Raw genomic sequence first — 24,154 nt, 5'->3', positions numbered from 1 at the left:
GTTGTCCCTTCGTACGCCGTGTCCCGGGCCGGGCGTACGCCGCCGTACGCCGCCCCGGACTTTGCCCGTGCTTGACGGTGGGCCATTGTTGCAGCCCGGTCGGAGAGCGATGTGTCAGGTAGCCGTCACGGGGAGGTTCATGCGACGACGGTGGCCCGGAAGAGCGTGCCGGCGCCGGACACGTCGGCCTTCTCGCCCGCGGGGACGAAGACGGACTGCCCGGGCTTCAGCTCGTGTTCTCCCGTGCGGACGGCGCCGGCGGTGCACAGCAGGATCTGCGGGGTCGGGCGGGTCAGGTCGTGGGCGGCGCCGCCGGGCGGAAGGACGTACCGGGACAGGCGGAACTCGTCGATCGGTGTCTCGTAGACCTCCTCGCCGTCGGGGGACGCCTCCGGGCGCAGCACGCCGGGGTCGGTCGGCGTGAAGCGGACGACGCGCAGGAGTTCGGGTACGTCGACGTGCTTGGGTGTCAGGCCGCAGCGCAGCACGTTGTCGGAGTTGGCCATGATCTCCACGCCGAGGCCGCTGAGGTAGGCGTGCGGGACGCCGGCGCCGAGGAATAGGGCCTCGCCGGGCTGGAGCCGGACGTGGTTGAGGAGCATGGCGGCGAGGACGCCGGGGTCGCCCGGGTAGTGGTGGGCGATGTCGGCGTAGGGGGCGTAGGCGCCGCCGAGGCGGTCGCAGGCGGCCGCGGCCTCGGCGACCGTGCGGGACATCTCCTCGGGGTCGGCGGTGAGGATCGCGGTGAGCACCTCGCGCAGGGCGGCGTCCTCGGGGTGGGCGTGCAGCAGGTCGACGTACGGCTTGAGGGAGTTCACGCCGAGGTCGTCGAGGAGGCCGGCGGCCTGCAGCGGGTCGCGGAAGCCGCACAGGCCGTCGAACTCGGTGAGCGCGCAGATGAGCTCGGGCTTGTGGTTGGCGTCCTTGTAGTTGCGGTGCGGGGCGTCGACGGGGATGCCGCGCCGCTCCTCGTCCTCGTAGCCCTGCCGCGCCTGCTCCAGGTCGGGGTGCACCTGGAGGGAGAGCGGGGCGGCGGCGGCGAGGATCTTCAGCAGGAAGGGCAGGCGGGGGCCGAACCTGGCGACCAACGCGGGGCCGAGTTCCTTCTCGGGGTCGGCGTCGATGACCTCGACGAGCGTGCCCCGGCCGGTGCGCGAGGGTGCGCCCGGGTGGGCGCCCATCCACATCTCGGCCTGCGGCTCGCCGGTCGGTTCGACGCCGAGCAGCCGCGGGATGGCGGTGGGGGAACCCCAGGCGTAGGGGCGGATGGTGTTGTCGAGGCGGTCCATGGGGTCTTCCTGCGGTTCTCGGTGCGTACGCGCGCGGGTGCGGGGCGGCTTTCCGGACCCGCACGCGCGTACGGCGGCTCCGGGCGGCCGGACGCGCGGCGGTCAGGGTGTCCTGGGCAAGATCAGGCCCTTGAGGCGAGCGCCAGGTAAACGGCGGCGAAATCCGTGATGGCGATCAGTTCCGCGAGGGTCTCCAGTTCGTCGCCGGCCTCCGGTTCCAGCTCGCTGATCGGTGTGTCGTGGCTGAGGGCCACGTCGCGGGCGGCCGGGGCGGCGGTGAGGTCGCCGATGGGGCGGTCGCGGAGCAGGACCACGCGCGCGTGCAGGGCGGGCGGCTCCTCGACGCGGTCGCGGAAGAAGTCGTCGGGGTCGGCGCCGGCGGCGAGCGGGCCGGCGAGCAGGGCGCTGTGCGCGGCGAGCGCCTCGGGCAGCTCGGCGACGACCGCCGGGGTGCCGGACAGCTCGGCGAGCGCGGCGGCGAAGCGGCGGCCGGCGGGACCGGCCGAGACGCCCTCGGTCCACACGATGGGCAGGGCGTCGGCGAGCTCGGCGGCCAGGGTCTTGGCGGGGTTGCTGTAGGTCGCGATGGCGGGCCCGCAGCGTTCGGCCACCTGGTCGAGACGGTCGGCGACCTTCTCCAGCGCGTCGGGCGGGGCGCTGAGCAGGCCCGTACGGTCCAGCAGCGCGAGGAAGGGGGTCAGCAGCGCCCACAGCACCCCGGGCGCGGACGCGGCGAGCGGTTCGTCCAGGTCGTACGGGGCGGTCGCCATGGAGACGAACAGGCCGTGCGCGCCTTCGACGGCTTCGGCGAGCGGTGTGCCGGCGGGGGCCACCGCGACTACGGTGCAGCCGCGCCGGTAGGCCTGCTCGGCGAGCAGCGCCAGGCCCGGTTCGGTGCCGTCGGGGGTGGCGATCAGCAGCAGGTCGACCGAGCCGGCCCAGCCGGGCAGCTCCCAGCGCAGGGCGCCCGCGGCCGGGGCGACGCCGGTGGGGGCGAGGCGGGTGACGGGGCTGCCGGCCCCTGCGAGCGTGCCGAGCAGGTCGGCGGTGTGGGTGGCGGCGGCGCCGGGGCCCGCGATGAGGACGGCGCGGGGACGGCCGTCGGGTTTGAGGTCGTTGATGCCGGCTTCGGCGGCGTGCCGGGCGGCCGTGCGGACGCGGGCACCGGCTTCGGCGGCGCCGCGGAGCAGGCCGCGCTGGTCGGCCTCGGCGAGGCCCTCCGGGGAGTCGAGCAGCGCTTCGTCGAGCATGGGCGGAGCCTCCGATGGCCGGTGTTCCGTTACGGCGGTGTCCTACAACGGTGTCCGTGACGCCGGGTGTGTATGCACCGGGCTGCGTGACCGGGTGCGCGTACACCGAGAGGGGCGGCACCGGGCGGGCGGGCCGGCGCCGGCGTGGGCCCGGGCGTTACGCGGGGCGGCGGGCCTCGTCGACGAGGAGGACGGGGATGCCGTCGCGCACCGGGTACGCCAGGCCGCAGTCCTGGCCGGTGCAGATCAGCTCGGCGTCCTGCTCCTTGAGGGGGGCGTGGCAGGCCGGGCAGGCGAGGATCTCCAGAAGGCCGGCTTCGAGCGGCATGGGGGTTCCCTTCGGGGCGGGTGCGGTCTGCGGATGTGCTGGTCAGCGTACCGCTGGTGCGGGGTGGCCGGTGGGGGGTCGGGGCGGACCACGGGCTCGCAGCCCGTGGTTTGCTCAGCCCCTGATGAGCGCCAGGACCTCGTCCCGGATCCTCGCCATCGTCGCGGCGTCCCGGGCCTCCGCGTTCAGGCGCAGCAGCGGTTCGGTGTTGGAGGGGCGGACGTTGAACCACCAGTCGGCGGCGGAGACGGTCAGGCCGTCCAGGTCGTCGAGGTGGACGCCCTCGCGGCCCTCGTACGCCGAGCGGATCGCGGCGAGGCGGGCGGCCTGGTCGTCGACCGTGGAGTTGATCTCGCCCGAGCCGGCGTACCGGTCGTACTGGGCGACCAGGGCGGAGAGCGGGGCTTCCTGGCCGCCGAGGGCGGCGAGGACGTGGAGGGCGGCCAGCATGCCCGTGTCGGCGTTCCAGAAGTCGCGGAAGTAGTAGTGCGCGGAGTGCTCGCCGCCGAAGATCGCGCCGGTGCGCGCCATCTCGGCCTTGATGAACGAGTGGCCCACGCGCGTGCGGACCGGGGTGCCGCCGTTCTCCCTGACGACCTCCGGGACCGACCAGGACGTGATCAGGTTGTGGATGACCGTGCCCCGGCCGCCGTGCCTGGCGAGCTCCCGGGAGGCGACCAGGGCGGTGATCACCGAAGGCGAGACCGGGTCGCCGTGCTCGTCGACGACGAAGCAGCGGTCGGCGTCGCCGTCGAAGGCGATGCCGAGGTCGGCGCCCTCCTCACGGACCCGCTTCTGCAGGTCGACGAGGTTGGCCGGATCGAGCGGGTTGGCCTCGTGGTGGGGGAAGGTGCCGTCCAGCTCGAAGTACATCGGGACGAGGTCCAGGGGCAGGCCGGAGAAGACGGTCGGGACGGTGTGGCCGCCCATGCCGTTGCCCGCGTCGACGACGACCTTCAGGGGGCGGATGGAGGTCAGGTCGACGAGGGAGCGCAGGTGGGCCGCGTAGTCGTCCAGCGTGTCGCGCCGCGTGACCGTGCCCGGGCGGGCGGCCGGCTCAGGAGCGCCCGAGTCGCTCCACCGCTCGACGAGTTCGCGGATCTCGGCGAGGCCCGTGTCCTGGCCGACCGGGGCGGCGCCCATGCGGCACATCTTGATGCCGTTGTACTGGGCCGGGTTGTGCGAGGCGGTGAACATCGCGCCGGGCAGGTTCAGCGCGCCCGAGGCGTAGTAGAGCTGGTCCGTCGAGCACAGGCCGATCTCGGTCACGTCGGCGCCGCGTGCCGCCGCCCCGCGCGCGAAGGCCGCTGCCAGTCCCGGGGAGGAGGGCCGCATGTCGTGCCCGGTGACGAGGGCGCCGGCGCCGGTCACCTGGACGAAGGCCGCCCCGAACAGCTCGGCCAGGGACTCGTCCCACTGGTCGGGAACGACACCGCGTACGTCGTACGCCTTCACGACCTGCGACAGATCAGCAGCCACGGCCAACCTTCCTGAAAAAGTCCTGTCGGTCACCCCAAACTACTCGCACCCCTGGCGTCGGCAGCGCTGGGCGGGGAGCAAGGGGTCAGGGACCAGGAAACCCGGGACCGGGCCCGGTGCCGGGCCGGCTCAGGTGTCGGGTGACCGCAGCACCCGCAGGTGCCCGCGCCGCGCGACCTCCATCGGGTCAGCGGCCCGTGCCGCGCCGCCGGCCTGGGCCGCGCGCTCCTGCGGGCGGGCCGCCTCGCGCACGGCGTTGGCGAGCGCTTCCAGGTCGTCTCCGCTGGGCCGCGCCGGGGCCGATCCGTCCAGGAGCCGGACGACCTCCCAGCCGCGCGGGGCGGTGAGGCGCTCGGAGTGTTCGGCGCACAGGTCGTAGCAGTGGGGTTCGGCGTAGGTGGCGAGCGGGCCGAGGACGGCGGTGGAGTCGGCGTAGACGTACGTCAGCGTCGCGACGGCGGGACGGCCGCAGGCGGTGCGCGAACAGCGACGTACAGGGCTCACGACGTTGGACGGTACCGCACTCTTGAGCGGGCCGCGACGACTCTCCACCAGGTCACTCCACCGTGTCGTGTTGTGAGACGCCCCACACCCCCCTCCGGACACACCTCGCTGACCTGCCCGGACGGTCCGGTCCGGACGGCCGGACGGTACTGAAAGCGGTCACCACTCGGTACAAACCTCATCAATTGCCTTCACCTGACCGGTCTCGGAGAGATACGGAATCGAGCCCGACCTTGGCTGAAATGGTCAGGGAGTGACATGCCGTACGGGTCGGCCGGATGCGGTCGGCATGCCGTGTGGAGCCGGGCGCCCGGGCGTGGCGGGGACTACCCTTCACCAGTGATGGAGAACCCTGTGACGCCCCGTGCCACCGGTCGCGGGCCCCGGCGCCGTGATCGCCACGGCCGGGGCATGCGCGGCCCGATCGCACCGCCGCAGGTGCCGCTCGCGGCGAGCCGCGCAGAGGCGTTCGCGGACCTGGTGCAGGACTCCGTGGAGCGTCTGGAGCGGCGGTGGCCGCAACTCGCCGACATCGACTTCGTCGTGCTCGAGGTGCCCCGGCTGGACGGGACCGGGCACGTCTGGAGCGACGAGGCGGTGCCGCTCGGAGGGACGGTTCCGGCGCGGGACGGGCGGCCTGCGCGCGTGGTGGTGTACCGGCGGCCGGTGGAGATCCGCACGAAGGGGCGGGACGAGCGGGCCGCCCTGGTGCACGAGGTGGTGGTCGAGCAGGTCGCGGAGCTGCTCGGGCTGACGCCGGAGACGGTGGATCCGCGGTACGGGGAGGACTGACGGCCCTGCCGCCGCCTCCCCTGCCGCCGGATCCTTGCCGCTGCCGCCCCTAGCGCTGCAGCACCGACAGGTCCTCGTCCGCTGCCGGCACCGCCACCGTCCCCCGGTCGTTCGGGAGGGTCTGGATGGTGAAGCCCGCGACTCCGTCCTCCGTGGCCGCGAGCGTGCGGGCCGCGTAGACCGGGCCGCCCGAGACCGTCTCGACCGTCAGGGCGTAGGTGCCTTTCAGGCCGTCCGGGACGGGTGGGGCGATGTCCTGGCTGGTGCCGGCCTTGATCGTGTACGTCTTGGACACCGGCGTACCGCCCTCGCTGCCCGCCGACGCGGTGACCTTGACCGTGGCGGTGCCGTCGGGAGCGGCCAGGGACAGGGTGCTGCCCTTCGCGCTGTTGTCCGCGGAGGTCGCGCGGGTGCCGACGGGCCGCGTCGCGGGGATGAACGCGGTCTCCTGCTTGTCGCCCTTGCCGCGTACGACCCGCACCGCCGCCACGACCGGCACCGCCTGGTCCGTCGGCGTCAGCACCAGGGATCCCGCCTCGCCCCGCGTGACGTCGCCCAGATCGACCGCGGTGGTCATGCCTCCTTTGACGTGCACCGTCTCGTGCCCGGCGGGCGTGATCGTGCCGGAGGGGGACGCCAGCCTCACCTTCAGGTCCGCGTCGGCGTCGGCCGGCGTGAAGGCGACCAGCGTCACGGCCGTGGCGTCCTTGGGGATGCCCGGGACGACCAGGCTGCCGGCCGGGTCCGCGGAGGCGGCCAGCCAGTCGCCGCCGAGCTTGTCGTCCAGGGCCTGCACGGCCGCGCCGACCCGCCCGCTGCGCACACTGACGTGCACGGTCAGGTCGGTCTGGCGTTCGTCGGTGAGCGTGGACAGCAGGATCGGCTCGTCGGCGTGCGGCTGCACCGTGATGCCCTCGCCCGTCGTGGACTTCAGGTCGCCGTCCTTGCCGTACAGCTCGATGTCGACGACGGCGGCCGAGTCGTCGGGGTTGGTCAGGTGCACGTAGTCGGTCCGGTCGGCCGCCGTGCTCGCGCCCGGGAACCAGAAGTCCGTGTCCGGGGCGGTGCAGTTGACGCCCTGCAGGCCCCGCCCGGCGCCCGCGGCGACCTCGGTGGTCTCCTGCACGGTCCAGCCGGGCGCGAACCCGCCGTCGGCGGTGCCGATCAGCGCGGGCGCGTCGGCGCCGGAGGTGTCACCGGTCACCGGAGTGCCGGGCTGCTCGGGTCGAAGGACCGGCGTGCCGGCCTTCTTCCGGTCGCTCTTGCCCTTCTTGGTCCCCGCGCCGGTGTGCGCCGACTCCCGTGCGGCCGCCTGCAGTTCGGCCCTGCCGCCGCTGTGCGCGCCCTTGGTGACGGGGGTGAAGGAGGTGTACGACGTCTCGGCGAGGTCGGAGATGCTCGGTGCCGGGCACAGCAGGCTGGTGCGTTCCACGGGCAGTTGGGCGGCCGCCTTGGCCGGGCTCCCCTTGCCGGAGGCGTCCGGCGCGGACAGCGCGGCGAATCCGGTGACGGCGGCGAGCGCGGTCGCGCCGGCGATCAGGGACAGGGTCGTGCGGTTCACTGCTGGCTCCCGTCGGGACGCTCACTGCCCGTGCCGTGGGGGTGGTGCGGTGCTTGTGCGGGGTCGTACCCGGGGTCGTACCCCTGCTGGTACGTCTGGTCGTACGACCCGTCGTACGCGCCCGGCTGGGGTGTGCCGCCGTACGCGTACGGGTCGTACTGCCCGCCCTGGTACTGGTCCGCCCCGTACGGGTCCGCCTGGTACGGCTGCCCGTAGGCGTCCTGCGCGTACGGCTGGCCGCCCTGGTACTGCTGGCCGTCGCCGTATCCGGTGCCGTACCCGGCGTTCGCCCACTGGTCGTAGGACTGCTGCTGCGGGATGCCCACCGGCTGGTTCCCGGCCGCCTCCGGCGCGGGCGCGGGGGGCGGCGGGACGTCCTCGGCCTGGTCCGGCTCGCCGCTGTCGGCCTCCGCCTGGGCGCGCAGGCGGCGGGCCCGGCGGCCCTCGCCGGCGACGGCCTGCGCGGGGACGGCCGGCTCGTCGGGCAGGTCGTCGTCGACGTCGCGGCGCCGCCCGGGCAGCGCGAGCACGACGAGGACCACGGCGAGGGCGCCCTGGGCCCACAGCCAGGCGGTGTGGCCGATCGGGTCGTCGTAGGTGACGTCGAGTCGGCCGCCTGAGGCGGGGAGTCGGAAGCCCTGGGCCCAGCCGTCGACCGTGGTGCGGGGGAGCGGCTTGCCGTCGAGGGTGGCGGTCCAGCCGTCGGAGGCGGAGTCGGCGAGCCGCAGGATCCGGCCGGCGGGGCCGCCCGGGATCGTCGTGTGGATCTCCACCGGGCCGGCCGCGACCGGCTGCGGCGCGTCCGCGCCGGACGGGGAGCCGGAGGCCGCGCGGGACACGATGGTCGCGCGCGCCACCTCCTGGTCGACCCGCCACAGCGCCCCGCCCGCCTGCTGGCTGAGCCGGGTCAGGCCGGGCGTGGCGTCCAGCACGCGCGTGATCTCGCGGGGCGCGCCCTTGTGGACGAGGACGTAGCGCACGGCGAAGCCGCCGAGCTGGTTCGCCTGGTCGGCGCCGGAGCCGGCGACGAGGTTGGCGACGACCTTGTCGAGCTTGCTGTTCTCGCCGTCGGACGCGGCGAGTTCGCCGTCGCCCATGCGCGCTCCGGAGCCGCGGACGAGCATGTAGCCGACGTGGGCCGGGGAGTCGCTGTCGAGCACGAGGGTGCGGGCCTGGTCCTGGGTGCCGCTCTCCTCCGCGACGAACGCGGGGACCTGGGTGGGGTCGCGGCGCTCCACGGGTCCGTCGGCGCCGCGGATCATCCAGCCCGCGGCGATCAGCAGCGGGCCGGCGGCCGAGACGAAGGCGATCAGCGCGGCGACCGGCTGGCGCCAGCCGAAGCTCTGCTCGGCCACCCGCGCGCGTGCCCCGTCGGCACCGAGCACGGCGGCCGCGAGGAGGGCGATGCCGTAGACCAGGGTCGCGGGCCCGGCCCAGGCGGAGCCGTTGGACAGGACGGCGAAGACGAAGCCCACCAGGGCGACGGTCCAGGCCGTCCAGATGGACAGCTGCCGTTCGGAGCGCAGCAGGGCGGCGAGGGCGGCCAGCACGATGCCGATGAGCATCAGGCCGCTGACGGTGCCGGGTCCGCCGGGGCTCGCGCCGAGCAGGTCGAGGGCGGAGGCGGCGGAGGAGCCGTACTCCAGGCCGGCTTCCTGGAAGAAGCCGAACGGGAGCAGCGACAGCGACCAGGGCGCGAGGACCAGCAGCGGCGTGCCCAGCTGGGCCAGGAAGCGCAGCCCGTAGGCGGTGATGTCACCCCGGCGCAGCACCAGGACGCCGGCGCCGAGGAGCAGGGCGACGGGCCAGACGACCGGGGTGAAGGCCGTGGTGATCGTCAGCAGCAGGGCGTACGCCCAGGTGGCCCGCCAACTGCCGCGCGCACTGGAGGCGTTGGCGAGGCCGCTCGCGGCGACACCTGCGCGGGCCAGCAGCGGCAGCAGCACGGCGAGGACGGCGGTGCCGATCCGGCCGCCGGCCAGGGCGCCGGTGGCGGCGGGCAGGAAGGCGTAGACGACGGCCGCCCAGGCGCGCAGCAGCCGGGACTCGACGAGCGGGCGGGAGGCGAAGTACGCGGTGAAGCCCGCCAGCGGTACCGAGCAGACCAGCAGGATGGTGACGGCGAGCCCGGTGGAGCCGAACAGCAGGGAGGCCAGCAGCGCCACGATCGCGAGGTAGGGCGGTGCGGAGGCGGTGCCGCCGGCGCCCACCGGATGCCAGGCGTCGGTGTAGCGCGCCCACAGCTCGCCTGCGCCGGCCGGGGCGGGCAGCAGGGCGCCGCCCGCGAGGGCGCCGCCGCCCAGGAGGGCGCGGCAGGCGACCAGGGAGACCAGCAGCAGCACCAGGAAGAGCACCGGGCCGGGCTTGCGGGCGACGCGCTTGAGCCGGGCGAACTGCTCGATCTCCAGGAAGTCGGCGTCGTCGCCGCCGGGACCCGACTCCAGGCCGCCGCCGTGGCGTCCCGCCCCGGACGTGACCTCGGGGTCGGAGCGGCCGACGAGGTTGCCCGCGATCTGCTCGACGGTGACGCGGACGGTGGCGCCGGGCGGCGGGAACAGGGCCCGCAGCTCGCCCTTGTCGATCCGTGGTGCGCCTCTGGCGCGCCGCCCGGCGATGATCCGCTCGGGCCGCAGCAGCACGCCCAGCAGACCCCGGATCTCGTCGACGGCCTGCCCGGGCACCTTGCCGACGAGGTAGGCGAGGGTCCGCAGCAGCGTGCCGAGGACGATCCGCAGCAGCACCCAGGGCAGCGCGGCCGTACGGGTGTTGACGAGGAGGGTGTAGACGGCGCCGGCCTTGTCGGCCTTGTGCGGGGAGGCGGCGGTGCGGCCGGCGCAGTCGACGGTGCGGCGCTCCCGGGAGGCGGCCTCGGCGTGCCGGACGACCGCCTCGGGGGCGACGAGGACGCGGTACCCGGCCGCGTGCGCGCGCCAGCACAGGTCGACGTCGTCGCGCATCAGGGGCAGGTGCCGGTCGAAGCCGCCGAGCTGTTCGAAGACGTCGCGGCGGACCAGCATGCCGGCGGTGGACACCGACAGCACGGTCCGGACGTGGTCGTGCTGGCCCTGGTCCTGCTCGCGGCGGTCCAGGCCGGTCCAGCGGCGGCCGGAGTTGGCGATGGAGACGCCGACCTCCAGCAGCTGGCGGCGGTCGTACCAGCCGCGCAGTTTGGGGCCGACGACGGCGACGTCCTCGCGGCCGAGCTCGTACTCGTTGTCCACCACGCGCAGCAGCTGGGCGAGGGCGTCGGGTTCGGGGGCACAGTCGTCGTGCAGCAGCCACAGCCACTGCACCGGCTCGCCGTGCGGCAGTTCGGGGAGGTCGTAGGCGTCGTCGCGCCACGTGCGCGTGACGGGGTCCCAGCCGCTGGGGCGCTTGAGGTACGTCAACTCGTCCGGGGTGAGGACCGGGGCGCTGCGGTGGCACTCCTCGACGGCCTGGCCGAAGCCGGTGCGGCGGGCGAGGTGCAGCACGCGGTCGTCGCCGAGGGCGTCGGTGACCAGCCGGGCCGAGTCGTCGGCGCTGCCGGTGTCGGCGGCCATGGCGTACTGGACGGGGCGCTCCTGGCCGAGCAGACCGGCGAGCGCGTCGGGCAGCCAGCGGGCGCCGTCGTGGGAGACGAGGACCGCGGTCACCACATGACGCGGGAACTCAGGGGTGGCAGCGGTGTCGTGATGGGCTGCCGGGTGGCTGTGCACGGACATCGAGGTACGGGCCCCGGTTCGGTGGACTGCGGTGGACGCCCGTGCCCGGTGGGGGCGGCGGGGCGTCTCGGACGAGCGACCACACTATCGGCTGGGCAGGACGACGGCCCGCCGCCTGTGGACAACCCACCTGCGACGGGCCGTTCAGACGTGTTCCCGCGGGTGTGCCGTACGGGTCCGTACCGCTGTCGGTGAAAAGCCGGTGAGACCGGGCCGGGGGGGGGTGCCTCAGACGGCGGCCTTCTTCAGCCGGCGGCGTTCCCGCTCGGACAGGCCGCCCCAGATGCCGAACCGCTCGTCGTTGGCGAGTGCGTACTCGAGGCACTCGGAGCGCACCTCGCAGGCGAGGCAGACCTTCTTGGCCTCCCTGGTGGAGCCGCCCTTCTCGGGGAAGAAGGACTCGGGGTCGGTCTGGGCGCACAGCGCGCGCTCCTGCCAGCCGAGTTCCTCGTCCGCGTCGTCGACCAGCAGTTGCTGCACCAGCTCGGTCATGTGCGCCCCTCGTCTGTTCTTTCCGCGTCCCCGTGATGTTGCCGTTACCGATCCCGGCTGAACGACACGAGTGAAATTACAAGTGTGCTGCTCCGGGCGAGTCAAGCCGAGATCTGCTATTGGGCCCCTTATTCACTCTGCGGAACCAAGCCCGTGCGGAAAGTGTTCAAATCACCCTAAACCCTGACACACGGACGAGGCCCGCAAGGGTCACCGGTCCCGCACAGAACCTGTACGGGGAAGGACGCCCACGGGTTCGATCCCGTTCCGGCACGGACGCCGAAGCGAACCGGATCACAGTCGGATCACGAGATCGCAACGGCGTTTCGTGCGCCCGGATGGACGCCATGTGTCCCGGGAGGGCGGTGCGCAAACCTTTCACCTTTCAGGTGAACCGGATGAGGTGAAACACATCCCACATACCGGGCACGAAGTTGACAGTGAAGGTGTGAACCGGTGTCCTTGTGGGCATGCTCGCGAACTCGGCACTCACCCCGACCCGCTCCGCCGGGTCCCACGGTGCTGCCCGTGCTCGCTGTAGCTGTTGCTGTTCCAGCTGTTGAGCCCACCGCGCTCCGGCTGCCGCCGTGTCACACGCGACGCGGCCGCTGATTCCTTCGCTCCCACCAGGGCAACCCCTCGTCGCCGTCCGCGACCCGGGCACCGGCGACGCCCCACCCCCCACCGCTTTCTCTCCTCGCCAAGGAACCACCGCACTCCATGAACAGCGACAGCGACCTCCAGATCGCCGGCGACCTCCTCGAAGTACCGCACCTGCTCCAGGCACCGCGCGAGCACCCGGTGACCGTGGCCGAGTTCGCGGGCCTGGCCCGCTCCCTGGCCGCCGACCGCGCGCAGTGGGAGCACCTGGTGCGGTACGACGCGACCACCCGCTGGTACCACCGGCTGCGCACCGGCCCGGGGTACGAGGTGTGGCTGCTGTCCTGGGTGCCCGGGCAGGGCAGCGGGCTGCACGACCACGGCCGCTCCTCCGGGGTGCTGACCGTCCTGGACGGCACGCTGACCGAGCGCACACAGCGCGGCACGCGCGTGCTGGGGCCGGGCTCCCAGCGGGTGTTCGCCCCCGGCTATGTCCACGAGGTCGTCAACGACGCGCTGGAGCCGGCGGTCAGCCTGCACGTGTACTTCCCCGGCCTGACCGAGATGCCGATGCACACGGCTGCCCCGCACTGCGAGGGCCGCACCGAGCCGCGTGCCGTGACCACCTGACCGCCTGACCCCCGCGGGTGCGGCGACTGGCCGACGCGTTGTCGTACCCGCCTGCGAGACTTGGGCCATGCGCATTGTGGTTCTGGCAGGCGGCATCGGTGGTGCCCGGTTCCTGCGTGGTCTGAAGCGGGCCGTGCCGGACGCGGACATCACGGTCATCGGCAACACCGGGGACGACATCCACCTCTTCGGGCTGAAGGTCTGCCCGGACCTCGACACGGTGATGTACACGCTCGGCGGCGGCATCAACGAGGAGCAGGGCTGGGGGCGGGCCGACGAGACCTTCCACCTCAAGGAGGAGCTCGCGGCGTACGGCGTGGGGCCCGAGTGGTTCGGGCTCGGCGACCGGGACTTCGCCACCCACATCGTGCGGACGCAGATGATCGGCGCCGGGTATCCGCTCAGCGCGGTGACGCAGGCGCTGTGCGACCGCTGGAAGCCGGGCGTGCGGCTCATCCCCATGACCGACGACCGCGTCGAGACCCACGTCGCCGTGGAGACCGACGGGGAGCGCAAGGCGGTCCACTTCCAGGAGTACTGGGTGCGGCTGCGCGCCTCGGTGCCCGCCGAGGCGGTCGTACCGGTCGGCGCGGAGCAGGCCAAGCCGGCGCCCGGGGTGCTGGAGGCGATCGCCGAGGCGGACGTGATCCTCTTCCCGCCGTCCAACCCGGTCGTCTCCATCGGCACGATCCTCGCCGTGCCCGGCATCCGTGAGGCCATCGCCGACGCCGGGGTGCCGGTCGTCGGCCTCTCCCCCATCGTCGGGGACGCGCCCGTGCGCGGGATGGCCGACAAGGTGCTGGCGGCGGTCGGCGTCCAGTCCACGGCCGCGGCGGTCGCCGAGCACTACGGCTCGGGCCTGCTGGACGGCTGGCTCGTCGACACGGTCGACGCGGCCTCGGTGCCCCGGGTCGAGGCCGCGGGCATCCGCTGCAAGGCCGTGCCGCTGATGATGACCGACGTCGAGGCGGCCGCGCGGATGGCGCGGGAGGCCCTGGCGCTGGCGGAGGAGGTGCGGGGGGCGTGAGCGCACCGCTCGCCGACGGCTACCGGGTCTGGGCCGTGCCCGGCCTGCCCGAGGTCCGGCCCGGCGACGACCTGGCCAAGCTGATCGCCGCCGCCGAGCCCGCCCTCGCGGACGGTGACGTGCTGCTCGTCACCTCGAAGATCGTCTCCAAGGCGGAGGGCCGGATCGTGCGGGCCGCCGACCGGGAGGCCGCGATCGACGCGGAGACCGTACGGGTGGTCGCCCGGCGCGGCACCCTGCGCATCGTGGAGAACCGGCAGGGGCTGGTGATGGCGGCGGCGGGCGTCGACGCGTCCAACACCCCGTCCGGGACCGTCCTGCTGCTGCCCGAGGACCCGGACGCCTCCGCCCGGGCCCTCCGCGACGGCCTGCGCGAGGCGCTCGGGGTCAGCGTCGGCGTGCTCGTCACCGACACCTTCGGGCGGCCCTGGCGCGCGGGGCTCACCGACGTGGCGATCGGCGCGGCCGGCATCCGGGTCCTGGACGACCTGCGCGGCGGCACGGACGCGTACGGCAACCCGCTCAGCGCCACGGTCGTGGCCACGGCGGACGAGCTGGCCCCGGCCGGCGACCTGGTCAAGGGCAAGGCGGCCGGGCGGCCCGTCGCCGTGGTGCGCGGGCTGGCGCACGTGGTGGCCGAGGACGACGGGGAGGGCGCCCGGGCCATGGTGCGCGGGGCGCGCGACGACCTGTTCCGGCTCGGCACGTCCGAGGCGATACGGCTGGCGGTGACCCAGCGCCGTACGGTCCGGTCCTTCACGGACGAGCCCGTCGACCCGGGGGCCGTACGGCGTGCGGTCGCCGCAGCCGTGACGGCACCGGCGCCGCACCACACCACCCCGTGGCGGTTCGTGCTGCTGGAGTCCGAGCAGTCGCGCACCCGGCTGCTGGACGCCATGCGGGACGCGTGGATCGCCGACCTGCGCCGGGACGGCAGGAGCGAGGAGTCCATCGCCAAGCGGATCCGCCGGGGGGACGTGCTGCGCAACGCGCCGTACCTGGTGGTGCCGTGCCTGGTCATGGACGGCTCGCACACGTACGGGGACGCGCGGCGGGACGCGGCCGAGCGGGAGATGTTCGTGGTCGCCGCGGGCGCCGGCGTGCAGAACTTCCTGGTCGCGCTGGCCGGGGAGCGGCTCGGCTCGGCCTGGGTGTCCTCGACGATGTTCTGCCGGGACGTGGTGCGCGAGGTGCTGGGGCTGCCGGCGGACTGGGATCCCATGGGGGCGGTGGCGGTCGGCCACCCGGCGGAGGAACCCCGGCCGCGGCCGGAGCGGGACGCGGGGGCGTTCATCGAGGTGCGGTAGGTGGGGTGGGGCGGTGAAGCGGTGCGTGCGGTGAAGCGGTACGTGCGCTGAAGCGGTACGTGCGGTGCGTGCGGTGACCAAGGACGGTCGGCGCCTACCCTCGTAGGGCCCCTCTCCTCTCTCCCGGGACGTCATTCATGGCAGGACGCTTCGCTCCCCGGCCCACCCGTACGACCGTGCGCGGCGGGCAGGTTTCCGTGCCCGCGCCGCGCCAGGGAACCGGCACACCGCGCCGGGCCCCCGGGCGGGTGCGGACCTGGGTGCCGGACGGGCCGCTGGATCTCGGGCTGGTGCTCGGGCCGTTGCGGCGGGGGCCCGGGGATCCGACGTTCCGGGCGATGCCGGACGGGTCCGTGTGGCGGGCCAGCCGTACGCCGTGCGGGCCCGGGACGCTGCGGGTGTCGGTGTCCGGCGGGCAGGTGCGCGGTGAGGCGTGGGGGCCGGGGGCCGAGTGGCTGCTGGAGGGGTTGCCGGAGCTGCTCGGGGCCGCCGACGATCCGTCCGTGTTCGTGCCCCGGCATCGGCTGGTCGCTGTGGCCCGGCACCGCCGGCCGGGGTTGCGGCTGACCCGGACCGGGCTGGTGCTGGAGTCGTTGATCCCGTCGATCCTCGAGCAGAAGGTCACGACGGACGAGGCGTACCGGGCGTGGCGGTTGCTGGTGCGGGCGTTCGGGGAGCCCGCGCCGGGGCCGGCGCCGGAGCGGATGTACGTGATGCCGGAGCCGCGGACGTGGGCGTTGATCCCGTCGTGGGAGTGGCACCGGGCCGGGGTGGACAACAAGCGGGCGTCGACGATCCTGCGGGCCGTACGGGTCGCCGCGCGGCTGGAGCAGGCGGTGGGGATGGCTCCGGCTGACGCGCAGGCCCGGTTGGAGGTGGTGCCGGGGATCGGGCCGTGGACGTCGGCGGAGACGGTGCAGCGCAGTCATGGCGCGGCGGACGCGGTGACGGTGGGGGATCTGCATCTGCCGGGGATCGTGGGGTGGGCGCTGGCCGGGGACCGGGACGCGGACGACTCGGTGATGCTGGAGCTGCTGGAGCCGTATGCCGGGCAGCGGCACCGGGCGGCTCGGCTGATCCTGCTGAGCGGCCGGGTGCCGCCGCGGCGGGCGCCTCGGATGCCGCGGGGGGATATCGGGCGGTTGTGAGGGGCCTGGTGGGCGTGGGCCGGGCGAGGCGGGGTGGCTGTGCCCGGCGCTGACCGGCCGAGCGGCGCCGGGCCGGGCGCGGGGCGTCGCGCACCCCGGCGCGGCGGGGTACCGCTGCGCCCACCCGTGCCGCCCCAGCGGCACGACTGCCCGCAGCTGGGCGGCCCGTAGCCGGGCCATTCACTACAACCGCCGCTGCGTCCCCCTGCGCGACGGGGTGCGGCTTGCGCCCACCCCCGCCAGCCAGCGGGGCGGCCTCGGTGGGACGGGCGCCCGCCGCATGGCAGGGGACGGCCGCGCACAGGCGGGCGGCACGTCGGCCGCCCCTAGCCGGGCCATCCATGACAACCGCCGCTGCGTCCTCCGGCGCGACGCGGTGTCGCTGCGCTCACCACTGCCGACCCAGCGGGGCGGACGCCCACCGCATCGCAAGGACGACCGCGCCCAGGCGGGCGGTGCCCTGTTACTGGTCCGATGAGAAGCGGACCGCGCCCGCTGGGATCCGGGCGTCGCACCACACGCGGACGCCCTCGCGGAGTTCGTTGTCGGGGCCTACGACCGCGCCGTCGCCTATGACCGTGCCCGTGAGGACGGAGCGTTCGCCGACGCGGGCGCGGGTGCCGATGAGGGAGTCGGTGATCACCGCGCCGGGCTCGATCACCGCTCCCGGCAGGATCGTGCTGCCGTAGACGCGGGCGCCCTCCGCCACCAACGCGCCTTCGCCGACCACCGTTCCGCCGGCCAGCTTCGCGTCGGGGGCGACCCTGGCCGTGGGCAGGATCAGCCGGTCGCCGCAGCGGCCGGGCACTGCGGGGGACGGGGCGCGGCCCAGGACCAGGTCCGCCGAGCCGCGGACGAACGCCGCCGGGGTGCCGAGGTCCAGCCAGTACGTGGAGTCGACCATGCCCTGGAGATGGGCTCCGGCCGACAGCAGGCCGGGGAAGGTCTCCCGTTCCACCGACACGGGCCGCCCCGCCGGGATCGTGTCGATGACCGAGCGGCGGAAGACGTACGCCCCCGCGTTGATCTGGTCGGTGACGATCTCCTCGGGGGTCTGCGGCTTCTCCAGGAACGCCAGGACGCGGCCCGTCTCGTCCGTGGGGACCAGCCCGTAGGCGCGCGGGTCGGTCACCTTGGTCAGGTGCAGGGAGACGTCCGCGCCCGTCGTCTCGTGGGTGCGGACCAGGGCCCGGATGTCCAGGCCGGTGAGGATGTCGCCGTTGAAGACGAGGACCGGGTCGTCGGGGCCCGAGTGCAGCCGGGACGCCACGTTGCGGATCGCGCCGCCCGTGCCGAGGGGCTCCTCCTCCGTCACGTACTCCAGGTGGAGCCCGAGTGACGACCCGTCACCGAAGTACGGTTCGAAGACCTCGGCCAGATAGGACGTGGCCAGCACGATGTGCTCGACGCCGGCCGCTCTCGCCCGGGCCAGCTGGTGTGTGAGGAAGGGCACTCCGGCCGCCGGGACCATCGGCTTCGGCGTGTGCACCGTGAGCGGGCGCAGCCGCGTGCCCTTGCCGCCGACCAGGAGGATCGCTTCTGTCACCTGTCGTCTCTGCTTCCTGCCGGGACCGGCCGAACTGTCTTTCGACCGGCCAGTGTATGCAGACCGTTCCCTGGCGCCTTCGTCGGCCGTGCGGTGTCCCGCCCCTGCCCCCCGATGGCGGTGAACGCGGTCCCCGGCAGGTCGTCGTCGCTCGCGGGGCTCCCGCTCAGCGGCCCTGGTAACGGGCCGCCTTCTCACGGACCGAGCCGAGCTTGCCGTAGAGCTTCCCCCCTGGGCACTCCGTGGCGAACCCGTCCCGGTGACCGGAGATCACGTTCAGCCGTACCTTCTTGCCTTTTCGGTAGAGGTTGCCACCGCCGGACTTCAGGTATGTCTTGCCCTTGGGATTCATCCCGTACAGCCCGAGCTTCCAGGCCGTGAGCCGGGCGATGGCCTTCACGGCGGCGGAGGACGGCTTCTTCGAGCCGTACGAGCCGATCACGGCGATGCCCATGCTGTTGGAGTTGAAGCCGAGGGTGTGCGCGCCGAGGACCGGCTTCGCCACGCCCCCGGCGCGGCCCTCGTAGATCCTGCCGCACTTGTCGATGACGAAGTTGTAGCCGATGTCCCGCCAGCCCATGCTCTTGACGTGGTAGCGGTAGATACTGCGGATGAGTGAAGGGGCCTGCGAACAGCGGTAGTTGTTGCCGGAGGCCGTGTGGTGCACGAAGGCCGCCTTCACCTTCTTCGTGTAGACGAACGTCTTCTCGCGCAGCGACTCGTCCGCTCCCCAGCCCCGTCGCGTGACGATGCTCGGGCGCGGGCCGATGTACGGCTTCGCCCGCTGCGCGGTCAGGGGCGGCAGTTCCCGCTCGGCGGCCGCGCGGTCGAGCGGCGGGACCTCGGTGGCGCCGAGGGGGGCGAGTGCGGCGTTGGCGGCGGAGGCGACGGCCGCCTCCGCGCCCAGCTCGTCGGTGTCGGAGTCGGCGCCGGCACCGTAACCGGTGTCGGTTCCGGCGGCCTTGAAGCCGGCGGGCTGGAGGCTGTCGTCGGGGCCGGTGCCCGGGTCGACGAGTTCCAGCCGCAGGCCTGCGGGGAGCGGCCCGGCGGCGCTGGGCGTGCCGACCCGGTCCTCGCGCCCGGGTTGCGCGCGGACACGGACCTCCACGCCGTCCGAGTCGCCCACCCACAGCGGTGCCGTGGCGCCCCGTACCCGGCCAGAGGTGCGCTCGGGGGTGCCCGCGTCGGCCCCGTGGTCGGCGTTGTGCGTCTCGACGTCCTGCCAGCCGGACCAGGTGCCGGTGCCGGCGGCACGGGTACGGACCTGGACCACGCCGTGCAGTTCGGTGTCGGGGTCGTCCCAGACGACGCCGACGAGGGAGAAGTGCCGTACGCCCCGGCGGGGCAGGCCCTGTTCGGCGGGGACGCCGGTGGTGCGTTTGCGGGTGAGGGGCTGAAGGGGGAGGGACTGGGTGGCGCCGGGGACGGACGGTTCGGCGGCGGACCGGGGGGCAGCCGCCCGCTGCACCGCCGGACCTGCCGCCGGTCCCGCCGGTCCTGCCGCGGCCGGGCCCGCCGTCGTGGCCGCTTCCGCGGTCGGCGCCGGTCTGGCGGTCGTCGACGCGACCGCGGGCGGGGTCAGCGGAAGGGCGAGGGTGGCCGCGCAGGTGACACCGATTGAGGAAGCAAGGAATCCACGCATGCCCCTGATCTTGGACATACCTATGTATATCTGTCCATCGGGGAATTGACGGGACGTCGGAACGCGTTCGCCCGAACCGGTGGCCCGCGCACGGCGAACCGGTGGCCCGGTCACGCGGTGCCGCACGGCCGCCCCGCGTACGCTTGCACGGGTGAACGCCACCGATCGCACCCCTGCCGACCTGCTGAGTTCCGCGCTCGCCGCGGACCCGGGACGCCCCCTGGTGACCTTCTACGACGACGCCACGGGCGAACGCGTCGAACTGTCGGTGGCCACCTTCGCCAATTGGGTGGCCAAGACCGCGAACCTGCTCCAGGACGAACTCTCCGCCGAACCCGGGGACCGGGTCGCGCTGCTGCTGCCCGCGCACTGGCAGACGGCGGTGTGGCTGCTGGCCTGTGCGTCGGTGGGTGTGGTCGCCGACGTCGGCGGGCAGCCGGGGGCGGCCGACCTGGTGGTGAGCGGACCGGACACACTGGAGGCGGCGCGGGCCTGTTCCGGCCCGCGGGTGGCTCTGGCGCTGCGGCCGCTCGGGGGGCGGTTCCCGCAGACCCCGGAGGGGTTCGCGGACTACGCCGTGGAGGTGCCGGGGCAGGGCGACCGGTTCGTGCCGTACGCGCCGGTCGACCCGGAGGAGCCGGCGCTGATCGTGGCCGGGCGGGAGTTCAGCGGGGCCGAGGTGGTCGAGCGGGCCCGGGCGGAGGCGCCCGGGCTGGGGCTCACGGGGCCGGGCTCGCGGATCCTGTCCGGGTTGCCGTACGACACCTGGGAGGGGCTGAACGCGGGGCTGTACGCGCCGCTGGCCACGGGAGGTTCCGTGGTGCTGTGCCGGCACCTGGAGCGGCTGGCGCCCGAGGCGCTGGACAAGCGGGTGGAGAGCGAGCGGGTCACCGCCCTCGCCCGGTGAACGTCTCCGGTCGGCCGCGACCCGGCTCCGGTCGGCCGTAACGACTCCAGCGGGCAGTGACCCCGCTCCGGGCGGCCGTGACCCCGCTCGGGCCGGCCGTGGGCCCGCTCGGACCGGCCGTGACCTCGCTCTGGCCGGCCGTGCGGAGCCGGCCGACCTAACCGGCTCTCGCCGGCCGTGCCCCGGCTCCGGTCGGCCGTGACCTCGCTCCGGCCGACCGCCCCGAGCCGGCCGCCCGTAACCGGCGCTCGCCGGCCGACACGACTCCGACCGGCCGTAACCGGCTCCTGTCGACCGTGACGACTCCAGTCGGCCGTAACGGACTCCTATCGGCCGCAACGGACTCCTGTCGGCCGTAACGACCCCAGCCGCCCGTAACGGACTCCGAGTCGCCCACGACCGGCCACCTCCGGCCCCCGCCGACCACCTCCGGCCATCCAGCCGCCGCCGACCGCCGCCGAGCCCGCCCCTCCCCCGTTCGGCGTACCACCACCCACCCCCCGCCGCCCGCCCGGGCCATGGTCGTAGGAGCAGCAGGACGCGACCCGCACGCTCGTACGCCAGGGAGGGGTGGACCCGGTCATGGGCGACACGGCGAGCAGGCCCGGCCCCGAAGCGGGGGCCTCCGCCACCGGGCGGGGGCTGGTCAGGCGGCGTCGGCGGCGCTGGACGCGGGGGGCCGCGGCCGTGCTGGCCGTCGGGGTGGCCGGGGCCGTCGGGGCCGGGTGGGCGGTGTACGCCAAGCTGAGCGGGAACATCACGGCGGACCAGGCGGCCGCGGCCGAGCTCGCGCGGTTCGAGAAGGAGCGGCCCACCGCCCTGGTGAAGGACGCCCGGAACATCCTGCTGATCGGCTCGGACTCGCGCTCCGGCAAGGACAACCGCCGCTACGGCCGGGACTCGGGCACCGAACGGTCCGACACCACGATCCTGCTGCATCTGTCCGCGGGCCGGCGCAGCGCCACCGCCGTGTCGATCCCCCGGGACCTGATGGTCGACGTGCCCGGCTGCCGGCGGCCCGACGGCAGCCGCTCGGAGCCCGCCTTCGCGATGTTCAACCACGCCTTCCAGGTGGGTGGTTCGGCCTGCACGATCCGCACGGTCGAGAAACTCACCGGCATCCGGGTCGACCATCACGTCGTGGTCGACTTCCGCGGGTTCAAGAAGATGGTCGACGCGGTGGACGGCGTGGAGGTGTGCCTGAAGGAGCCGGTCGACGACCCGGCGGCCCACCTGAAGCTGCCCGCGGGGCGGGTGACCCTCGACGGCGAGCAGGCCCTCGGCTACGTCCGGGCCCGCAAGTCGCTCGGCAACGGCAGCGACACCGCCCGGATGGAGCGTCAGCAGAGGTTCCTCGGCGCGCTCGTCACCAAGGTGCGCGGCAACGACGTGCTGCTGAATCCGGTGAAGCTGTATCCCGTGCTGGACGCGGCCACGTCGTCCCTCACCACCGACCCGGGTCTGGCGAGTCTGCGCGGTTTGTACGCCCTCGTGCGCGGCCTGCGCGAGATCCCCACCGAACAGGTGCAGTTCCTGACCGTTCCCCGGGAGTCGTACATCTACGACGCCAATCGCGACCAACTCGTGGAACCCGAGGCGGAGAAACTGTTCGAGCGGCTGCGCGCGGACCTGCCGGTGGTGGTCGCGCGGAACACGGCCGGGGGTTCGGCCGTACAAAGCCGGGAAAGCGGGGATGCGTACGAAGGGTCGTACGGGGATTCGCCTCCGGATTCCTCTACGGAGATGGACGGAACCGGCACGGACGGTGACGGAAAGGCCGACGGAAAGGCTGGTGGCGAGCGCCCCGGCGAACCGGCCTCCGCTGTTTCCCCCGCGCCCACGTTCCGCGGGAACACCGCCGCCCAAGGCGGCTGCGGGTAAAGCGATTGCCAACGCGGAGAACTTTTGTCCGAGGAAATGGGCGAATTGCCCAGGTGTAGGGACGTGGAATGTGTCACCGGCGTCGCCCGACACTGAACTGGGCGGTTAGTGTGAGCGATCCGGTGCGTCCGGCCCTGAGGTCCTGTGGTCCGTCCTGAGGTCGCGCACTGCAGACCGAGACCCGAGCGCCTTGGAGGGGAAGGCGCCGCGTGGCCCCGACGGAGGATTCGGACAACCGTGGACGCGCAAGGCCGTGGGCGGGCGGAGCACATCGACCCCGCAGACCAGTGGGTACTCAATCCGAACACCGGCGAATACGAACTGCGACTGGCCCCTTCCGCACCGCAGTCGGCGGTGCCCGGACCGCGCAGGCCGGCCTCCCCGGGTGCGGGTGCCGCGGTGCGCAGCCGTACGGAGGCCCCCGGCCGGGAGCGGCCCGAGACGCCCGGCCGTGACGTCCCGCCCGCGCGCAGGCGCCGCGGAGCCCCGGCCGAACCGCCGCCCGGGCGGCGCGGACGGCGCCCGGCGAAGAAGGCCAAGGGCAAGAAGATCCTGCTGTGGACGGGCGGCACGATGGCGTTCGTCCTGGTCGCTGCCGCGGGAGCCGCGTACCTCTACATCCAGCACCTCAACGACAACATCACGTCCGTCTCCGACGACGGCGCCTCCACCGGCGGCTTCAGCAAGGACAAGGCGATCAACATCCTGCTGATCGGCACCGACAAGCGCACCGGCAAGGGCAACGACAAGTACGGCGACAAGGGCAGCCCCGGCCACGCCGACACCACGATCCTGCTGCACGTCTCCAAGGACCGTTCGAACGCGACCGCGCTGAGCATCCCCCGCGACCTGATCGTCGACATCCCCGACTGCCAGACGAGGCAGGAGGACGGCTCCACGAAGGTCATCCCCGGTTCGCAGGGGGTCCGCTTCAACACCAGCCTCGGCCAGGACGGCCGTACGCCGAGCTGCACCATGCGGACCGTCACCGAGCTGACCGGGGTCAAGCCCGACAACTTCATGGTCGCCGACTTCAACGCGGTCAAGACGCTGACCTCGGCGGTCGGCGGTGTCGAGGTGTGCCTGGCCAAGGACATCGACGACCCGGACTCGCACCTGAAGCTGTCCAAGGGCACGCACACCATCGAGGGCGAGCAGGCGCTGGCGTTCGTGCGCACCCGGCACTCCGTGGGCTTCGGCGGCGACCTGAGCCGGATCGGGCTGCAACAGCAGTTCCTCAGCGCGCTGATGCGCAAGCTGAAGTCGAACGACACGCTCACCAGCCCGTCGAAGATGATCAAGCTGGCCGAGGCGGGCACCAAGGCGCTGACCGTCGACTCCAACCTGGACAGCATCGACAAGCTCAAGGACCTCGGCCTGGAGCTGGGCAAGCTCAACACCAAGAACCTGTCGTTCGTGACGACGCCGGTCATCGACAACCCCACGGAGAAGGTCAAGGCGACCGTCGTCCTGGACAAGTCCAAGGCGCCGCAGGTGTTCCGGATGATCCAGGACGACGTCTCGTTCACCGAGGTCAAGAAGAAGCGGAAGAAGGACAAGGACGCCGTCGCGGCCCGCCTGAAGGGCCCGAAGGCGGACCCTGCCGAGGTGCGGGTGCGGATCCTCAACGGCGGGGCGGTCGCCGGCAGCGCCCAGGAGACCCTGACCTGGCTCCAGAACGACGAGGGCGTCACCAAGTCCGAGAACGCCGGCAACGCGCCGCGCCAGCTGAGCCGGACCACCCTCGAGTACGCGCCCGACCAGGCCGACCAGGCGCGCCGGCTCGCCGACATCATGGGCCTGTCCGCCTCGGCGCTGAAGCCGGGCGAGAGCGTGACCAACTCCCAGGGGCTGCCCGCGATGACGCTGACCCTGGGCAAGGACTTCGCGGGCGCGGGGGTGCCGCTGACCGCTCCGTCGAAGGCGCCGGCGGACGTGCAGAAGTCCACGGCGGACAAGGTCGAGTGCGCCAAGTGACCTGACGGGCTTTTCGTACGTCCTACAAGGCGTACGAAAGCCCGTGCGACGCCCGTACACCGGTCGCAGGGGGGCCGGATGCGGCACAGG

General features: G+C 73.7%; 18 protein-coding genes. 8 read left to right on the top strand and 10 right to left on the bottom strand.

Annotation, left to right across the window (positions count from 1 at the left end):
- Nucleotides 1–137: 137 nt before the first annotated feature.
- The 5 genes from manA to AB0K80_RS18535 all read right to left on the bottom strand — a co-directional run bounded on the left by manA (nt 138) and on the right by AB0K80_RS18535 (nt 4,898).
- Nucleotides 138–1,289: a mannose-6-phosphate isomerase, class I gene (gene manA / locus AB0K80_RS18555; RefSeq protein WP_365670805.1), complete on the bottom strand. Its 1,152-nt coding sequence runs from the start codon at nt 1,287–1,289 to the stop codon at nt 138–140.
- 122 nt (nt 1,290–1,411) lie between these two features.
- A complete protein-coding gene (locus tag AB0K80_RS18550) occupies nt 1,412–2,539 on the bottom strand; it encodes an SIS domain-containing protein (protein WP_365670803.1) in 1,128 nt (375 codons plus the stop codon).
- Nucleotides 2,540–2,696: 157 nt separating this feature from the next.
- On the bottom strand, nt 2,697–2,867 hold the full coding sequence (locus AB0K80_RS18545) for a Trm112 family protein (protein ID WP_020940431.1): 171 nt from the start codon (nt 2,865–2,867) through the stop codon (nt 2,697–2,699).
- 114 nt (nt 2,868–2,981) lie between these two features.
- The gene (locus tag AB0K80_RS18540) at nt 2,982–4,346 is read right to left on the bottom strand and encodes a phosphomannomutase/phosphoglucomutase (RefSeq protein WP_365670801.1); all 1,365 of its coding nucleotides are present in this window, start codon (nt 4,344–4,346) and stop codon (nt 2,982–2,984) included.
- Nucleotides 4,347–4,475: 129 nt separating this feature from the next.
- On the bottom strand, nt 4,476–4,898 hold the full coding sequence (locus tag AB0K80_RS18535) for a DUF3499 domain-containing protein (protein WP_365670798.1): 423 nt from the start codon (nt 4,896–4,898) through the stop codon (nt 4,476–4,478).
- 294 nt (nt 4,899–5,192) lie between these two features.
- Between AB0K80_RS18535 and AB0K80_RS18530 the strand changes: the two genes are divergently transcribed.
- Nucleotides 5,193–5,642, top strand: a complete 450-nt coding sequence (locus AB0K80_RS18530) for a metallopeptidase family protein (protein WP_365670852.1) — start codon at nt 5,193–5,195, stop codon at nt 5,640–5,642.
- A 49-nt stretch (nt 5,643–5,691) separates the two neighbouring features.
- On the opposite strand, the gene AB0K80_RS18525 is transcribed toward AB0K80_RS18530, so the two are convergent.
- The 3 genes from AB0K80_RS18525 to AB0K80_RS18515 all read right to left on the bottom strand — a co-directional run bounded on the left by AB0K80_RS18525 (nt 5,692) and on the right by AB0K80_RS18515 (nt 11,399).
- Nucleotides 5,692–7,203 (bottom strand): DUF5719 family protein, encoded by a 1,512-nt coding sequence (locus tag AB0K80_RS18525; protein WP_365670796.1) that lies wholly within the window; start codon nt 7,201–7,203, stop codon nt 5,692–5,694.
- A complete protein-coding gene (locus tag AB0K80_RS18520) occupies nt 7,200–10,907 on the bottom strand; it encodes a glycosyltransferase family 2 protein (protein WP_365670794.1) in 3,708 nt (1,235 codons plus the stop codon). Before AB0K80_RS18520 ends, AB0K80_RS18525 begins: the two co-directional genes overlap by 4 nt.
- A 228-nt stretch (nt 10,908–11,135) precedes the next feature.
- On the bottom strand, nt 11,136–11,399 hold the full coding sequence (locus AB0K80_RS18515) for a WhiB family transcriptional regulator (protein WP_003975777.1): 264 nt from the start codon (nt 11,397–11,399) through the stop codon (nt 11,136–11,138).
- Between the two features lie 720 nt (nt 11,400–12,119).
- On the opposite strand from AB0K80_RS18515, the gene AB0K80_RS18510 reads away from it, so the two are divergent.
- The 4 genes from AB0K80_RS18510 to AB0K80_RS18495 all read left to right on the top strand — a co-directional run bounded on the left by AB0K80_RS18510 (nt 12,120) and on the right by AB0K80_RS18495 (nt 16,111).
- Entirely contained in the window at nt 12,120–12,629 is a 510-nt protein-coding gene (locus tag AB0K80_RS18510; RefSeq protein WP_365670792.1) for a cysteine dioxygenase family protein, read from the top strand.
- Nucleotides 12,630–12,696: 67 nt separating this feature from the next.
- Nucleotides 12,697–13,656 carry a 2-phospho-L-lactate transferase gene (cofD, locus tag AB0K80_RS18505; RefSeq protein WP_365670790.1) on the top strand — a complete coding sequence of 320 codons (960 nt, stop codon included), beginning with the start codon at nt 12,697–12,699 and terminating at the stop codon, nt 13,654–13,656.
- A complete protein-coding gene (locus AB0K80_RS18500) occupies nt 13,653–14,963 on the top strand; it encodes a coenzyme F420-0:L-glutamate ligase (RefSeq protein ID WP_365670788.1) in 1,311 nt (436 codons plus the stop codon). The genes cofD and AB0K80_RS18500 overlap by 4 nt, the downstream gene beginning before the upstream one ends.
- Nucleotides 14,964–15,100: 137 nt before the next feature.
- A complete protein-coding gene (locus AB0K80_RS18495; protein WP_365670786.1) occupies nt 15,101–16,111 on the top strand; it encodes a DNA-3-methyladenine glycosylase 2 family protein in 1,011 nt (336 codons plus the stop codon).
- Nucleotides 16,112–16,574: 463 nt separating this feature from the next.
- Here AB0K80_RS18495 and AB0K80_RS18490 read toward each other — a convergent pair whose 3' ends face one another.
- Together AB0K80_RS18490 and AB0K80_RS18485 are read right to left on the bottom strand one after the other, a co-directional pair.
- Entirely contained in the window at nt 16,575–17,657 is a 1,083-nt protein-coding gene (locus AB0K80_RS18490) for an NDP-sugar synthase (RefSeq protein ID WP_365670784.1), read from the bottom strand.
- Between the two features lie 166 nt (nt 17,658–17,823).
- A complete protein-coding gene (locus AB0K80_RS18485) occupies nt 17,824–19,299 on the bottom strand; it encodes a peptidoglycan recognition protein (RefSeq protein WP_365670782.1) in 1,476 nt (491 codons plus the stop codon).
- 151 nt (nt 19,300–19,450) lie between these two features.
- Here AB0K80_RS18485 and AB0K80_RS18480 point away from each other — a divergent pair, with 151 nt between their 5' ends.
- From AB0K80_RS18480 to AB0K80_RS18470, 3 genes are all read left to right on the top strand, one after another.
- Complete coding sequence (locus tag AB0K80_RS18480; protein WP_365670781.1) at nt 19,451–20,206, top strand: TIGR03089 family protein; 756 nt, start codon at nt 19,451–19,453, stop codon at nt 20,204–20,206.
- Between the two features lie 582 nt (nt 20,207–20,788).
- Nucleotides 20,789–22,087 carry an LCP family protein gene (locus tag AB0K80_RS18475; protein ID WP_365670779.1) on the top strand — a complete coding sequence of 433 codons (1,299 nt, stop codon included), beginning with the start codon at nt 20,789–20,791 and terminating at the stop codon, nt 22,085–22,087.
- Nucleotides 22,088–22,324: 237 nt separating this feature from the next.
- Nucleotides 22,325–24,064 (top strand): LCP family protein, encoded by a 1,740-nt coding sequence (locus AB0K80_RS18470; RefSeq protein WP_365670776.1) that lies wholly within the window; start codon nt 22,325–22,327, stop codon nt 24,062–24,064.
- Nucleotides 24,065–24,154 lie beyond the last annotated feature (90 nt).

Origin of the sequence: Streptomyces sp. NPDC052682 (assembly GCF_040678435.1) — a bacterium.
Classification (GTDB): Bacteria; Actinomycetota; Actinomycetes; order Streptomycetales; family Streptomycetaceae; genus Streptomyces.
This window is presented reverse-complemented; position numbering and strand designations above follow the sequence as displayed.

What these genes read in the sequence shown, in the direction of transcription:
- manA (WP_365670805.1), bottom strand. Translation starts at nt 1,289, where the DNA reads ATGGACCGCCTCGACAACACCATCCGCCCCTACGCCTGGGGTTCCCCC.
- AB0K80_RS18550 (WP_365670803.1), bottom strand. Translation starts at nt 2,539, where the DNA reads ATGCTCGACGAAGCGCTGCTCGACTCCCCGGAGGGCCTCGCCGAGGCC.
- AB0K80_RS18545 (WP_020940431.1), bottom strand. Translation starts at nt 2,867, where the DNA reads ATGCCGCTCGAAGCCGGCCTTCTGGAGATCCTCGCCTGCCCGGCCTGC.
- AB0K80_RS18530 (WP_365670852.1), top strand. Translation starts at nt 5,193, where the DNA reads ATGGAGAACCCTGTGACGCCCCGTGCCACCGGTCGCGGGCCCCGGCGC.
- AB0K80_RS18520 (WP_365670794.1), bottom strand. Translation starts at nt 10,907, where the DNA reads ATGTCCGTGCACAGCCACCCGGCAGCCCATCACGACACCGCTGCCACC.
- AB0K80_RS18515 (WP_003975777.1), bottom strand. Translation starts at nt 11,399, where the DNA reads ATGACCGAGCTGGTGCAGCAACTGCTGGTCGACGACGCGGACGAGGAA.
- AB0K80_RS18510 (WP_365670792.1), top strand. Translation starts at nt 12,120, where the DNA reads ATGAACAGCGACAGCGACCTCCAGATCGCCGGCGACCTCCTCGAAGTA.
- cofD (WP_365670790.1), top strand. Translation starts at nt 12,697, where the DNA reads ATGCGCATTGTGGTTCTGGCAGGCGGCATCGGTGGTGCCCGGTTCCTG.
- AB0K80_RS18495 (WP_365670786.1), top strand. Translation starts at nt 15,101, where the DNA reads ATGGCAGGACGCTTCGCTCCCCGGCCCACCCGTACGACCGTGCGCGGC.
- AB0K80_RS18485 (WP_365670782.1), bottom strand. Translation starts at nt 19,299, where the DNA reads ATGCGTGGATTCCTTGCTTCCTCAATCGGTGTCACCTGCGCGGCCACC.
- AB0K80_RS18475 (WP_365670779.1), top strand. Translation starts at nt 20,789, where the DNA reads ATGGGCGACACGGCGAGCAGGCCCGGCCCCGAAGCGGGGGCCTCCGCC.